The sequence below is a fragment of the Nocardiopsis sp. NPDC006832 genome (assembly GCF_040635885.1).
Taxonomy (GTDB): Bacteria; Actinomycetota; Actinomycetes; order Streptosporangiales; family Streptosporangiaceae; genus Nocardiopsis.
The window spans coordinates 29,828-43,574 of record NZ_JBEYLC010000053.1 but is presented as its reverse complement, the minus strand read 5'-3'; the positions used below and the strand labels follow the sequence as shown (position 1 = coordinate 43,574).

The 13,747-nt window shown below is 69.1% G+C and carries 13 protein-coding genes; 2 read left to right on the top strand and 11 right to left on the bottom strand.

Going from position 1 to position 13,747, the window contains the following annotated elements:
* Positions 1-639 precede the first annotated feature (639 nt).
* Positions 640-1,554: an alpha/beta fold hydrolase gene (locus ABZ717_RS22065; protein ID WP_358513507.1), complete on the bottom strand. Its 915-nt coding sequence runs from the start codon at positions 1,552-1,554 to the stop codon at positions 640-642.
* Between the two features lie 97 nt (positions 1,555-1,651).
* Between ABZ717_RS22065 and ABZ717_RS22060 the strand changes: the two genes are divergently transcribed.
* Positions 1,652-2,221 (top strand): TetR/AcrR family transcriptional regulator, encoded by a 570-nt coding sequence (locus ABZ717_RS22060; RefSeq protein WP_358513505.1) that lies wholly within the window; start codon positions 1,652-1,654, stop codon positions 2,219-2,221.
* A 127-nt stretch (positions 2,222-2,348) separates the two neighbouring features.
* On the top strand, positions 2,349-3,812 hold the full coding sequence (locus ABZ717_RS22055) for a SulP family inorganic anion transporter (protein ID WP_358513503.1): 1,464 nt from the start codon (positions 2,349-2,351) through the stop codon (positions 3,810-3,812).
* Between the two features lie 33 nt (positions 3,813-3,845).
* On the opposite strand, the gene ABZ717_RS22050 is transcribed toward ABZ717_RS22055, so the two are convergent.
* From ABZ717_RS22050 to ABZ717_RS22005, 10 genes are all read right to left on the bottom strand, one after another.
* Positions 3,846-4,304, bottom strand: coding sequence for a DUF1963 domain-containing protein (locus tag ABZ717_RS22050; protein ID WP_358513501.1), 459 nt, complete (start codon positions 4,302-4,304; stop codon positions 3,846-3,848).
* The gene (locus ABZ717_RS22045; protein ID WP_358513499.1) at positions 4,301-5,530 is read right to left on the bottom strand and encodes a VWA domain-containing protein; all 1,230 of its coding nucleotides are present in this window, start codon (positions 5,528-5,530) and stop codon (positions 4,301-4,303) included. The genes ABZ717_RS22050 and ABZ717_RS22045 overlap by 4 nt, the downstream gene beginning before the upstream one ends.
* Entirely contained in the window at positions 5,514-6,329 is an 816-nt protein-coding gene (locus ABZ717_RS22040) for an SRPBCC family protein (protein ID WP_358513497.1), read from the bottom strand. The genes ABZ717_RS22045 and ABZ717_RS22040 overlap by 17 nt, the downstream gene beginning before the upstream one ends.
* The gene (locus ABZ717_RS22035) at positions 6,326-7,204 is read right to left on the bottom strand and encodes a MoxR family ATPase (RefSeq protein ID WP_358513495.1); all 879 of its coding nucleotides are present in this window, start codon (positions 7,202-7,204) and stop codon (positions 6,326-6,328) included. The genes ABZ717_RS22040 and ABZ717_RS22035 overlap by 4 nt, the downstream gene beginning before the upstream one ends.
* Positions 7,205-8,107, bottom strand: a complete 903-nt coding sequence (locus ABZ717_RS22030; protein ID WP_358513509.1) for an XdhC family protein — start codon at positions 8,105-8,107, stop codon at positions 7,205-7,207.
* A gap of 34 nt (positions 8,108-8,141) precedes the next feature.
* Positions 8,142-10,520: an aerobic carbon-monoxide dehydrogenase large subunit gene (locus ABZ717_RS22025; RefSeq protein ID WP_358513493.1), complete on the bottom strand. Its 2,379-nt coding sequence runs from the start codon at positions 10,518-10,520 to the stop codon at positions 8,142-8,144.
* A complete protein-coding gene (locus ABZ717_RS22020) occupies positions 10,517-11,020 on the bottom strand; it encodes a (2Fe-2S)-binding protein (RefSeq protein WP_358513491.1) in 504 nt (167 codons plus the stop codon). Before ABZ717_RS22020 ends, ABZ717_RS22025 begins: the two co-directional genes overlap by 4 nt.
* Before the next feature lie 2 nt (positions 11,021-11,022).
* Positions 11,023-11,895, bottom strand: a complete 873-nt coding sequence (locus ABZ717_RS22015; RefSeq protein WP_358513489.1) for a xanthine dehydrogenase family protein subunit M — start codon at positions 11,893-11,895, stop codon at positions 11,023-11,025.
* Between the two features lie 192 nt (positions 11,896-12,087).
* Positions 12,088-12,402 carry a hypothetical protein gene (locus ABZ717_RS22010; RefSeq protein ID WP_358513487.1) on the bottom strand — a complete coding sequence of 105 codons (315 nt, stop codon included), beginning with the start codon at positions 12,400-12,402 and terminating at the stop codon, positions 12,088-12,090.
* 110 nt (positions 12,403-12,512) lie between these two features.
* Positions 12,513-13,727, bottom strand: a complete 1,215-nt coding sequence (locus ABZ717_RS22005) for an acyl-CoA dehydrogenase family protein (protein ID WP_358513485.1) — start codon at positions 13,725-13,727, stop codon at positions 12,513-12,515.
* Positions 13,728-13,747 lie beyond the last annotated feature (20 nt).

The following is a 13,747-nucleotide window of genomic DNA, read 5'->3' as shown; positions in this document are numbered from 1 at the left end:
CAACCCCGTGTTGTCTCTCCATCATGATGATCTTGTCCGTAGCGCCATGTTGGGCGCCCAACATGGCGCTACGAGCAAGATCATCGCTGAGAAGACCAGAGCCGGCTACCGCTGGGACGCGCCCGGCCCCGTGCCTGGCCTGTAGCGGGTACTTCGTGACCGGACCCGTCACGTAGTGGCGACGCGGCCCACGAGGACACCAGAGGGAAGGGAAGGCATCCGGCCGCCTGCGGCCGGACCGGGCGAAGCCCGGGGCCGTTGGGACCTCAACCACTCTCCCCCCTTCCCCGATAGCCGCCAAACCGCCGCCCGTGCCGTGCGGGTCAAGGCCACCAGCACCGCTGCCAGAGCACCCGACATTGCCTTGACGTGTGCGGTGCGGGCGGCAACAATCACGCGGCGGGGAAGGAGGGAGAACCCACCCCCACCCCGCCCAACCACCCCAAGAGCCAGAAACCCGAGGCGCCCCACCAACCACCCACACAACGCCCAACAACCCCAAGACTCTCAATCCGAGGCTCACCCACCTCAGATGCAGGACCGTTCACCTGGCCGAGGTTCGTCAACCGGCAGACTCTCTGTGCTCCCTTCTGCTCCTCCCGTTCCTTCCCGGTCCTTCCCCTCCCGTCCCGTTCCTTCCTATTCCTTGCTCTCGACCTGGTAGGCGTCGTGTCCTGTGGCAGCGTCATCGATGAGTTTCTTCCAGGGGGCGGGGTCGAGGCCCAATGCGTCGAGGAGGTAGCCGGCGGCGGCGTCCGCTACCAGTGCGACGCGGGCCGGGTCCTCGTCGGTGGTCTCGGCGACCGCCTCTCCGGCGATGCCGCCGAGGGTGTGCTCGCCGTCGGTGATGGTGAGCAATCTCTTGGGGGCGGGGGAGAGGCTGTAAGCGTCGGTGAACCAGTCCGGCCCCCGGGTGGACATCGCCGACTGGTCCTTGTCCCCGGCGATGACGAGCGCCGGCGCGGTCATGGTGGAGTAGTCCGGCCGCATGAACGGCAGGTGCTCGGCGGCGAACGGGGTGAGGGTGTCTCCGGTGCCGGTCGCCGTGATGAGCACGCCGGCCTTGACCCCCGGGTGGGTGAAGCCCTCTCCGGGGTTACCGTCGGAGTCGAACACGCGGGCACCGAGCAGGGTGCCGACCGTCTGGGCGCCCCAGGAGTGCCCGACGACGGTCACACGGTCGAGGCGAGCCCGGGTGTTCAGTTCCCCGGCGCGGGCCAGGACACCGCCGAGGTCATCGATGATGGCGTGCAGGTCGGTGATCCGGGTCCGCCAGATGGTGCCGAACCTGGGGTCGTCGAACCCGATGCCGTGTCGACGGGAATCGAGGTGGGTCGGCTGCACGACGACGAAACCCGCCGCAGCCCAGCGGTCGACGAGTGGCGCGTAGCCATCCATCGACCAGGCGTTGCCGTGCGAGAACACGATGATGGGAAGGTCCTCACCGGTCGCGGGTGCGGTGACCTTCACCCGCAGCTCGATGTCTCGGTCGGGCGCGGGGACGATGATGGGCCTGACCGTGATGAGCTGCTGTTCGGACGGGTTGATAGGCATAGGAGTGCTCTCTTTCGAGGGTGCGGTCCTGCCAGACTTGGCGGAACATTGTTCCGTCAATTTAGCGGAACATGGTTCCGCGAGCAAGGGGAGAGAAGTGACCGAGCCGATCGGCGTGCGAGCGGCGGGAGCGCAACGCACCCGCAAGACCCTCTTGGCGGCCGCGGCGGCCGTATTCGTGGAGCAAGGGGTGAACGCGCCCATCCGTGACATCGCCGGCCGTGCCGGGGTCGGAGTGGGCACCGTCTACCGTCACTTTCCGAACCGGGCGGAACTGGTCATCGCCGTGTACCGGCACCAGATCGAAGAATGTGCCGCGCTGGCCCCACGACTCCTGGGAGAGTCGATCGCCCCGAACGAGGCGCTCTCGCGTTGGGTCGACGCGTTCGTGGAGTTCCTCGTGACCAAGCACGGGCTGGGCGCGGCGCTACAGTCCGATGACGCCGGCCTCCAAGGCCTACATGCCCTCATGCTCGATGAGCTCGTCCCGGCCTGCGGATCACTGATCGACGCGGGAGTCGCGGCGGGCGAGATCGATCCGGACGTCGCCCCGTACACGCTCATGCGCGCGATCGGGAACCTGTGCGTCCTCGGCCCCGGTTATGGAGGGGAGGACGCCCGAACCATGGTGGCCCGCCTACTCGTCGGATGCCGCAGCGCCGACTGAAACAGGCGATATTTCCTCGTGCGCGTAAATGGCATTTTCCTGAATCGCGTGCCTATTTCTCGATGATGGCGCCGGTGGCGATACTTCTCACATAAAAGGGCCCATGGTCCTGGCATAGGGTTGTGCGGTGACCGAATCTCCCACGGCTTTCCAGGTCCTTCGTCGACCGCGCCTTCTCACCACCGAAGTACTCGCCGGCATCGTGACGACCCTCGCGCTCATCCCCGAGGTGATCGCGTTCTCGGTGATCGCGGGCGTCGACCCGAAGGTCAGCCTCATGGCCTCCGTCGTGCTGGCCGTGTCGATGTCGATCCTGGGCGGACGGCCCGCCATGATCACGGCGGCCGCCGGCGCCGTCGCCCTGGTGGTCGCGCCGCTCGTACACGAGCACGGTGCCGAGTACCTGCTGCCGACAGTGATCCTCGCCGGCCTCGTGCAGATCCTGTTCGGCGTCACCGGCCTGGCCCGGCTCATGCGCTTCATCCCGAGGTCGGTCATGATCGGCTTCGTCAACGCCTTGGGCATCCTCATCTTCGCCGCCCAGCTGCCGCACGTGATCGGCGTTCCGTGGCTCGTCTACCCGATGTTCGCGCTCACGCTCCTCATCGTGATCGGCCTGCCGCGACTCACGAAGGCGGTGCCCGCACCACTCGTGGCGATCATCGTCGTCACCTCGATCGCGATGGTCGCCCACATGACCATTCCGACCGTGGGAGACCAGGGGGCCGTCGGCGGTGGGCTGCCCGGAATGACCCCGCTGCTGGTGCCGCTCAACCTCGAAACGCTGCGCATCATCGGGCCGACGGTGCTCAGCGTCGCCTTCGTCGGTCTCATGGAGACCCTGCTCACGGCCAAACTCGTGGATGACATCACCGACACCAAGTCCGACAAGGGCCGTGAGTCGTGGGCGCTCGGTGTCGCGAACATCCTCGCCGGCTTCTGGGGTGGCATCGCCGGTTGCGCCATGATCGGCCAGACCGTAGTGAACGTGAAGCTCGGCCGCGCCCGTACCCGCATCTCCACGTTCATCGCCGGGGTCATGCTCTTGGCCCTGGTCACCGTGCTTTCGGACGTCATGGAGCAGATCCCCATGGTGGCCCTGGCCGCCGTGATGATGGTCGTGGCCATTTCCACCATCGACTTCCACAGCGTGCGGCCCTCGACACTCAAGCGGATGCCACGCTCGGAGACGAGCGTCATGCTCGTCACCGTCGCGGTCGTGGTGGCGACGGACAACCTCGCCATCGGTGTCGGCGTGGGCGTGCTGCTCGCGATGGTGCTGTTCGCGCGCCGGGTCGCGCACGTGGTCACCGTCGAGCGCGTCGTGGAGGCGGAGTCGGTCGTCTACACCGTGCACGGTCCCCTGTTCTTCGGCAGCAGCAATGACCTGGTCGAACAGTTCTCCTACGCGGAGGATCCGGAGTCGGTCACCGTCGACTTCTCGGCGGCACAGATCTGGGACGCCTCGACGGTCGCCGCCCTTGATTCGGTGCAGGCCAAGTACGCCGATCACGGCATCGACGTGCACTTCACCGGACTGGACGAGAACTCGACCCACTTCCACAGCCGCCTCACCGGAACACTCGGCTGAGCCGAGCCGGCACCTTCCGGTCAGGCGTGCTCGTCAGGGTGGGGGAGAGGAAAAGGTTTCTACCTTCACGTTTGTGAAATCACCCTCTTTCAGGTCGGATTTTTGAATGAACCAGAAGTGGATCATGGTGAATTCAGGAAAGTAACCCAAATGGTGCTGGGCCTGGGCCAAGAGGAGCCACTCTCCGCCCTTCTCGTCCGGTGGAGTGTTGGGGTGGGGTGGGTCCTGGGGAGAAAAGGCGTGTCCACCCAGGGTGAGGTCGTATCTCCACATCTCATGACCCTGCTGGTAATAATCCAGATCGTGTTCTCTGTACAGCCGACTCATTTCCGGGTCGGCGGCGATGAACGCTTCGTCGTAGCTCATCGGCATGTCCCAGGATCGCCGAGCGTATATGGGGTGCGGCTCCGTATAGGGAGACGGATCGTACCCTTCTTCGTCATACCGAAAAACTCGCTCTACAGTGGCGGTACCTGCCGGAACATGGATCACGCGGCCTTCGCTGTTGTCCTCCTCGTGGCGGTTTCGGCGGCCACCGCTTCGATGACGTCGCGCAGGGCCGTGAAGCCGTGCGCGGGCAGTAGCGCGTCGCAGTGGGGCAGGGCCGCGGACATGCCGCCCGTGGACGGGGTGAACCCGTGAGCCGCGGCCCTGGGGTTGGCCCACACGATCCGGTGGGCGCGGCGACGCAGTCGTGTCATGGCCGCCGTCATCGCCTCGGGTGAATCGCTGTCCCATCCGTCGGAGAGCACCACCACGACCGCGCCGCGCAGCAGGGCGCCGTGGCGGGAGGCGAGCAGTTCCCGCAGGCTCACGGCGATCCGGGTGCCGCCGAACCGGTCCGTCACCGCTTCGGTCACCTTGGCCACCGCCTCGTCCACGGTGCCTCGGCGCAGCAGCGGCGTCAGGCGGGTGGTCCGGGTTCCGAAGGCGAAGGTCTCGGTCTCCAACAGTGAGGTGAGGGCGCGCGCCAGATGCAGGTGCGCGGCGGCCTGGGCGCGCATGGACCCGCTGACGTCGCACAGCACCACTACGCGGCGCGGCCGTTTCTCGGGACGTTCGCGCACCAGGGTGAGGGGTTCCCAGCCGGTGCGCCGGGCCCGCGTCAGGGTGGCCCGCAGCGACATCTTCCCCCCGGTGCGTCCTCGGGCCCGCCTGCGGGTGCGTCGACGGGGAGGGTCGGGTCGCAGTGTCGCCAGCCACTCGCCCAACAGCGTGATCTCCGCGTCGGAGAGCCGCTCGAAGGGTTCCTCGGCCCGGGCCTCCAGGTCGCTGGGCGAGAGTTCGGGCAGCTCGTGGGTCTCCTCGTCCTCGGATTCCCCCGAGGGCGACAGGGTCGCCCAGGGCAGCCCACCCGAAGCCTCCCCCTCGGGTTCGTCGCCGCTGTCGGAGGTGGCGGGGGAGTCGTCGCGCACCCGTGGGGAGGACGGGGCCGGGATGGTCTCCGTGCCCGACATCCCTCCCTCGAAGGATTCGGCGAACACGGCGTCGAAGCGCGCCAGGTCCTCCGGCCGCCGCACCAGGCACACCCGGGCCGTCCAGTACAGCTCCCCTGTGTCGTCGGGAAGCCGCACGGCCAGCGCACGCGCCAAGGTGCCCGCGGCGTCCAGGTCCACCCGGGCCCCGCGGGTGCGCAGACGCTCGGTGAAGGCGATCGCGAACGCCGCCCGGTCCACCCCCGGCAGTGGGGAGGCGGCGGACTCAGCCGAAGACGGCATAGCCGATGAGGAATCCCGCCGCAAGCGCCACCACCACGGCGATCGCCGGCCACAGCAGCCTGCCGCCACCGGAGACCGCCATCAGGTCCACCGGTTCGGCCTCGGGCCCGTCGATGGTCCGCTTGGTCGGCGCGGTCGGAACGGTCGAAGCGGGCTCGGCGCCGCCGTCGCTCTCGTTCCTCTCGTCGGACAGGGGTCCGCTGCCGGCCATCTGGTCACCGCCGGACATGTGCGCGCCCCCGCTCATGTGGCCGCCACCCGACATGTGGGCACCGCCGGACATGTGCGAGGTCGATCCCGTTCCCTCGCCGGCCTGGTCCTTGTCTTCCGTCATGTCTTCAGCCTCCGTGGTGTCGGGGGCGGCGAGCCTTTCCTCCGCCCTCTCCACGAACTGCCCCAACAGGCGCTCCGAAACGTCCTTGATCATTCCGCCGCCCAACTGGGCGAGCTTTCCGGTGATCTTCAGGTCGGTCTCGACGGTCACGTCGGTGCGCCCGTCGGCCTCCGCCAGACGGACCGTGACCGTCGCCGCGGCGTTGCCCGCGCCCCGGTCGGCCCGCCCGGAGGCCTCCACGACCGCGCGGTGCGCCTCGTCGTCGCGTTCCACGAACCGGGCCGTGCCCTTGTAAGCGGCCACCACCGGCCCGACCCTCACCTTCACCTTCCCGGAGTAGACCTCGTCCTCCACGCCGGTCAGCTGCGCGCCCGGCATGCACGGAGCGAGCTCCTCCACGTCGGTGAACAGCTGCCACACCCGTTCGATGGGTGCGTCGACGGTGAACTCGTTGTCGATCCTCATGTGGTCGTCTCCGCTCGGGGCCTGGTCGGGGGTAGTGCCGCGACCACGGTTTCGTGGTCGTCGGGGGTCTTGACGAGTGCGGACAGGGTGCGAACGACGTCGCCCGAGACCAGATCGGTCACTCCCAGGGCGCCCAGGGCCGAGACCCAGTCGATGGTCTCGGCCATTCCGGGCGCCTTGTCCAGTTCGAGTTCGCGGACCCGGCCCACGAACTCGGTCGCGGACGCCACCAGGGCGGCGTTCGCCCCGGGGACCCGTCGGCGCAGGATGGCCGCGGCCCTCTCGGGCTCGGGGTAGGTGATCCAGTGGTAGAGGCAGCGCCGCCGCAACGCGTCGTGCAGGTCGCGGCTGCGGTTGGAGGTGAGCACCACCAGGGGTGCCCGCTCGGCGGTGAAGGTGCCGAGCTCGGGCACGGTCACCGACGCTTCACCCAGGAACTCCAACAGCAGCGCCTCGAACTCGTCGTCGGCGCGGTCCACCTCGTCGATCAGCAGTACCGGCGGCACCGACCCCCGGTGGCGGACCGCCCGCAGGATCGGCCGGTCCAATAGGAACCGTTCGGTGAACAGGTCGTCGTCGGCCAACCGCTCCCCGCGCGACTCGGCGAGCCGGACCGCGAGCAGTTGCCGCTGGTGGTTCCACTCGTAGAGGGCCTCACCGGCGGTCAGCCCCTCATAGCACTGCAATCGGATCAACGGGGTGTCCAGGACTCGGGCGAGGGCCTTGGCCACGGCGGTCTTGCCGACTCCGGGCTCCCCCTCCAACAGCAGGGGGCGGCCCAGGGTCATCGCCAGCCACAGGGCGGTGGCGGTGCCCTCGTCCACCAGATGGTCCTGGGAGTCCAGCCGCCACCGGACATCCTCGGCGTCGAGCATCTAGCCCTCCGCCGCTTTGCGGTCCCGGCAGCCCGGGCAGCAGAACCACACGTCCTGGCCGTCGACCTCCAGGTGGGGGGTGGTGGGTCCCACGGTGACGGTCATCCCGCACACCGGGTCCACCGCCGTGACCAGGGCCGAGGTCCGCGTCGTCTCCTCGGAGGCCGGAGCCCGCGGGGCGGTCAGCCCGTTCACCCGGACCTCCCGCACGAGCTGGGCCAGGATCGACAGCGCGATCTCCGACGGGGTGCTCGCCCCGATGTCCAACCCGACCGGCGCGTGCACCCGACCGCGTTGGCAGTGGCTCGGCTCCAGGGAGTCCAGCACCGCGGCGCCGCGCTTGCGTGAGGCCACCAGCCCCACGAAGCCCACCCCGGCGTCCAGGGCGGCGCGGATCACCGCGGCCTCGTCACCGCCGTGACTGGCCACCACCACGGCCGTGGCCCCCGCCACCACCTCGGTACCGGTCCCCGACTCCACGACGAACCCCAGGGGCGGGGCCATCTCGCGCAGCGCCGACACGATGGGGGAGTCGCCCACGACCCCCACCACCGGATCCGGCAGCCGCGGCTGGAGGAAGATCTCCAACGCGCCCCCGGACAGGCACGGGTTCACCACCACGTGCGCGCCGGGGGTCTCCGGGAAGGGCTCACCCTCACCCGGCAACACCCGCAGCAGCACACTGCGTCGGTCGCGGATCGCGCCCAAGGCGGCCTCGCGCACCGAACCCTGGGCGCACTGTCCACCCACGAACCCCTCGATGGAACCGTCCTGGAGGACGATCGCACCGTCCCCCGGTCGAACCGAGGCGGGCACCTGCGCCCGCACCACGGTCGCCTCGACGAACGGCACCCTGCCGGCGAGCAGCTCACGGCCGCGCCCGGACACGTCAACGGCGACCATCACGTGGCCCCCTTTCCTGTCTTCTTCCCACGCCTCAGAACGAGGGCTCGGCCCGACCGTTCATGGCGTCCCACACCCGGGAGGGGGTGAGCGGCATGTCGGCGTGGCGCACCCCGAACGGCTTCAGGGCGTCCACCACCGCGTTGACCACCGCGGGCGGGGAACCGACCGTGGCGGACTCGCCCACACCCTTGGCGCCGATCGGGTGGTGCGGCGACGGCGTCACCGTGTACCCGGTCTCCCAATCGGGGACCTCCATCGCGGTGGGCAGCAGGTAGTCCATGAAGGAGCCGCCCAGGCAGTTGCCGTCCTCGTCGAAGGAGATCATCTCCATCAACGCCATCCCGACCCCGTCGGTCAGACCACCGTGCACCTGGCCCTCGATGATCATCGGGTTGATGCGGGTGCCGCAGTCGTCGACCGCGATGAACCGGCGCACCTTGACCTGCGCGGTGCCCGGGTCGATGTCCACGACGCAGATGTAGGCGCCGTGCGGATAGGTGAGGTTCTCGGGGTTGTAGCAGACCTGTGCCTCCAGGCCGCCCTCGATCCCGTCGGGCAGGTCACCGGCGCCGTGGGCGCGCAGCGCGATCTCCTGGATGGTGACCGAACGCTCCGGGTCGCCCTTGACGGAGAACGCGCCCTTGGTCCACTCCAGGTCGGCGACCGAGGCCTCCAACATGCCCGAGGCGATGATCCGCGCCTTGTCGCGCACCTTGCGCGCGACCATGGCGGCGGCCGCGCCCGACACCGGGGTGGACCGACTGCCGTAGGTGCCGAGCCCGAACGGGGTGTTGTCGGTGTCGCCGTGCACGACGTCGATGTCGTCGGGCGCGATGCCGATCTCCTCGGCGACGATCTGCGCGAACGTCGTCTCGTGGCCCTGGCCCTGGGACTGCACCGACAGCCGCACCACGGCCTTGCCGGTGGGGTGGACGCGCAGTTCACAGCCATCGGCCATGCCCAGGCCGAGAATGTCCATGTTCTTGCGCGGACCGGCGCCGACGGCCTCGGTGAAGAAGGACAGCCCGATGCCCATCAGCTCGCCCCGGGCGCGCTTCTCGGCCTGTTCCGCGCGCAACTCGTCATAGCCGGCGATACGCATCGCCTCGCGCAGGGTGGGCTCGTAGTCGCCGGAGTCGTACACCCAGCCGGTCTTGGTGGTGTACGGGAACTGGTCCGGCCGGATCAGGTTCTGGGACCGCAGCTCCGCCGGGTCGGCCTCCAGCTCGTAGGCCAGGCAGTCCACCAGGCGTTCGACCAGGTACACGGCCTCGGTGATCCGGAAGGAACACGCGTAGGCGACGCCACCCGGCGCCTTGTTCGTGTACACCGCCGTCATCTTGGCGTGCGCGGCCTCGATGTCGTAGCTGCCGGTGAACACCCCGAAGAAGCCCGCCGGGTACTTGGTCGGCGCGGCCTGGGCGTTGAACGCGCCGTGGTCGGCGAGCACGTTCGTGCGGATTCCCAGGATGCGGCCGTCATGGGTGGCGGCGATCTCCCCTCGCATGATGTAGTCGCGGGCGAAACCGGTGCTGATGAGGTTCTCGGACCGGTCCTCCATCCACTTGACCGGCTTGCCGACCACCAACGACGCCACGATCGCGCACACGTACCCCGGGTAGATCGGCACCTTGTTGCCGAACCCGCCGCCGATGTCGGGGGAGATCACCCGGATCTTGTGCTCGGGCAGCCCCGCCACCATCGCGTACAGGGTGCGGTGGGCGTGCGGCGCCTGGGTGGTGGACCACAGCGTCAGCCGGCCCTCCACCGAGTCGTAGTCGGCGACGGCGCCGCAGGTCTCCATGGGGGAGGGGTGCACGCGCGGGTACACGATGTCCTCGGTGACCACCACGTCGGCCTTGGCGAACACCGCCTCCGTGGCGGCCTCGTCACCGGTCTCCCAGTCGAAGACGTGGTTGTCGGCCTTGCCCTCCAGGTCGTCGCGGATGACCGGGGAACCCTCGGCCAGGGCGTTGCGCGCGTTCACGACCGGGTCGAGCAGGTCGTACTCGACGTCGATGAGTTCCAGGGCGTCACGCGCGGAGTAGTGGTCCTCGGCCACCACGAACGCGACCTCCTGGCCCTGGAAGCGCACCTTGTCGGTGGCCAGGACCGCCTGCACGTCGTTGGACAGGGTCGGCATCCACGCCAGGCCCTTCTCCGCCAACGCCTCGCCGGTCACCACGGCCTTGACCTTGGGGTGTGCCTCGGCGGCGCTGGTGTCCACCGACACGATCCGGGCGTGCGCCACGGGGGAGCGCAGGATCGCCAGGTGCAGCATGCCGGTCAGCTGGACGTCGTCGACGTAGCGTCCGCGCCCGCGCACGAACCGGGGGTCCTCCTTGCGGAGCATCCGGCCGTGGCCGAGGGGCTTGTCGTCGACGGTCTCGTGGTCGTTCAGCGCGGTCATCGGACCTCCTCCTGCGTGGAACCGTGGGCCGGACAGCCCTTCGCCTCGTGTTCGGCCGCCCAGCGCACCGAACGCACGATCGTGGCGTAGCCGGTGCAGCGGCAGATCTGACCGGAGATCGCCTCGCGGATCTCCTCCTCCGACGGGTCGGGGCTGCGGTCCAGCAGGGCGCGGGAGGTCATCATCATCCCGGGCGTGCAGAACCCGCACTGCAGGCCGTGGCACTCCATGAACCCCTGCTGCACCGGGTCGAGTTCGGCGCCCTTGGCGAGCCCCTCGACGGTGCGGACCTTGCGGCCGTCGGCCATCGCCGCGAGCACGGTGCAGGACTTGACGGGTTCGTCGTCCATCCACACCGTGCACGCGCCGCAGTTGCTGGTGTCGCAACCCCAGTGGGTGCCGGTCAGGCTCAGGTGGTCGCGCAGGAAGTGCACCAGCAGGAGCCGGCTCTCGATCTCCCTGCTGACCTCTTCACCGTTGACGGTCATGGTGACGCGCATGTTCAGGCCCTTCCGGTCCCGGCGACGGCGCGGCGCAGCGTCCGTCGGGTGAGTTCCTTGACGAGGTGGCGCTTGTACTCGGCGCCGCCTCGGCTGTCGGTGGTGGGGTCGCAGGAGGCCGCGGCGACCTCGCCCGCCCGCGTGTACAGCTCCTCGGAGGGGGCCCGACCGCGCAGGGCCTCGGCGATCCCCTCGACGGCCACCGTGTTGGCGCCGACGGCGGTCAGCCCCAGCCGGACGTCGGTGAGGACCCCGCCGTCCAGCCACACGGCGGCGGCGACCGCGGCGACCGCCCAGTCGCCGGCGCGACGCTCGACCTTCTCGAACGCGCTGGACCCGCCGGGCCGGACGGGGAATCGGACCTCGACGAGCATCTCGCCGTGGCCGACGGCCGTCTCGTAGGGGCCGACGTGGAACTCGGCCATGGGGACCAGGCGTTCGCCGTCGGTGCCGCGGATGACGCAGACCGCGTCCAGGGCCCCGCACACGGCGGACAGGTCCTCGGAGGGGTCGGCCTGGCACAGCGAGCCGCCCAGGGTGCCGCGGTTGCGCACCAGGGGGTCGGCGATGACCTTCTCGGCCTCGGCGAAGACGGGGAAGACCTCCGCCAGTTCCGTGGACTCCAGGAGTTCCCGGTGCCTGGTCATCGCCCCGATCCGGACCTCGTCGGCCTCGACCCGGATGTACCCGAGCTCGTCGTGGAGCTCGTTGATGTCGATGAGGTACTCCAGGTCGGTGAGCCGGAGCTTCATCATCGGCAGCAGACTGTGGCCGCCCGCGACCAACCGCGCGGACTCACCCAAACGGTCCAACAGACCGATCGCGTGATCCACGCTGGTCGCGCGTTCGTATTCGAACGGTGCCGGGACCTGCATGCGCACTCCTTCGCATCGTGTGTGAGGCAGTGCACACCGCTTCGTGTTCGGCGGTCAACGGCGACCTAAGGCTTCGCTTAATCAGCGAGGTGGCAGGGGGCGGTGTGAAAGGAGTGCATGATGGGGCGCGGCCGAAAACCCGGTGCGCCGAGCCGGAACATCGTCACCGTCGCCCGCGCGGTCTGAACGACCTCACGTGGGTCGCTGCCCGGGGGGTTCTCCCTCGTCCCTGGGGAAGCGCTCGTCACTCGGTGGGTCCCGTGGCGGATCCTGGGGCGCGTCCTGGGGGCGGTCCCGGTAACCCTCCGCGGGGCCGGAGACGGTGGGCCCCTCACCCCAACCGGTCGGATACGTGCGCCCGTCCGGCTTCTCGTTCCAGTACTCGGGAGAGCGGACGGCCTTCTCCGCCTGACGTTGAACCACGTAGAAGATGCCCAGCACCAGGAAGATGGCGATGACGACCACGGCGATGATGATCAGTGGGACGAACGCGGAGAACGCGGACATCGAACTCACCTCCTTGGTCCGCGCCTACCCGGTCACCCGGGTCCTCACCCATCGACGAGGGGAGGAGGGGCCACCCGGCCCCTCCTCCCCATGTACGGACCGCGCCGTTCCTACCGGACGGGCAGGCCGGTGATGGTGCGGCCGATGATGAGCTTCTGGATCTCGCTGGCACCCTCGAAGATCGTGTAGATCGTGGCGTCGCGGTGCCAACGCTCCACCGGGTACTCGCGGGTGTAGCCGTTGCCGCCCAGGATGCGCAGGGCGTTCTGAGTGACGAAGGTGCCCGTCTCGGAGGCGTAGAGCTTGCTCATGGAACCTTCGGCGTTGTCGAAGTCCTTGCCGTTACGGGCCATCCACGCGGCGCGCCAGACCAGCAGGCGCGCGGCGTCGACGCGGGTGGCCATGTCGGCCAGCAGGAACGCCACGCCCTGGTTGTCACCGATGGGTCTGCCGAACTGCTCGCGCTGGACGGAGTAGTCGCGGGCGTACTCGTAGGCGGCGCGGGCGGTGCCGACCGCCATCGCGCCCACGACGGGACGGGTCGTCTCGAAGGTCTTCATGGCGGCTTGTCCCTTGGAGCGCTTGCCCTCCTTGGCGCGGGCCAGACGCTCGTCGAGCTTGTCCTTGCCGCCCACCAGGCAGGATCCGGGCACGCGCACGTCGTCCAGGACCACCTCGGCGGTGTGCGAGGCGCGGATGCCGTGCTTTTGGAACTTCTGCCCCTGCGACAGCCCCGGGGTGTTCGGCGGGATGATGAAGGACGCCTGCCCGCGCGAGCCCAGTTCGGGTTCGATCGAGGCGATCACGATGTGGACGTCGGCGATGCCGCCGTTGGTGGCCCAGGTCTTGACGCCGTTGAGGACCCACTCGTCCTTGGCCTGGTCGTAGACGGCGCGGGTCTTGATGGCGGAGACGTCGGAGCCGGCGTTGGGCTCGGAGGCGCAGAACGCGCCGAGCTTGACGTCGTCGGGGGTGCCGAACATCTGCGGCGCCCACTCACCGATCTGCTCGGGAGTGCCCGTCGCGCTGAGGGAGGCGGCGGCCAGGCCGGTGCCCATGATGGACAGGCCGATGCCGGAGTCGCCCCAGAACATCTCCTCGATGGCCACGACCATGCCCAGGCCGCTCTCCTCGAAGGCCTGGGTGGCGAAGAAGTCCAGGGAGTACAGGCCGATCTTGGCGGCCTCCTGGATGATCGGCCAGGGCGTCTCCTCACGCTCGTCCCATTCGGCCCCGGCGGGGCGGATGACGTCCTTGGCGAACCCGTGGGTCCAGTCTCGGACGTCGCTGATCTCTTCGGGGAGTTGGAGCGAGAAGTCGGACATGGGGGTGGCTCCTTGGGGTC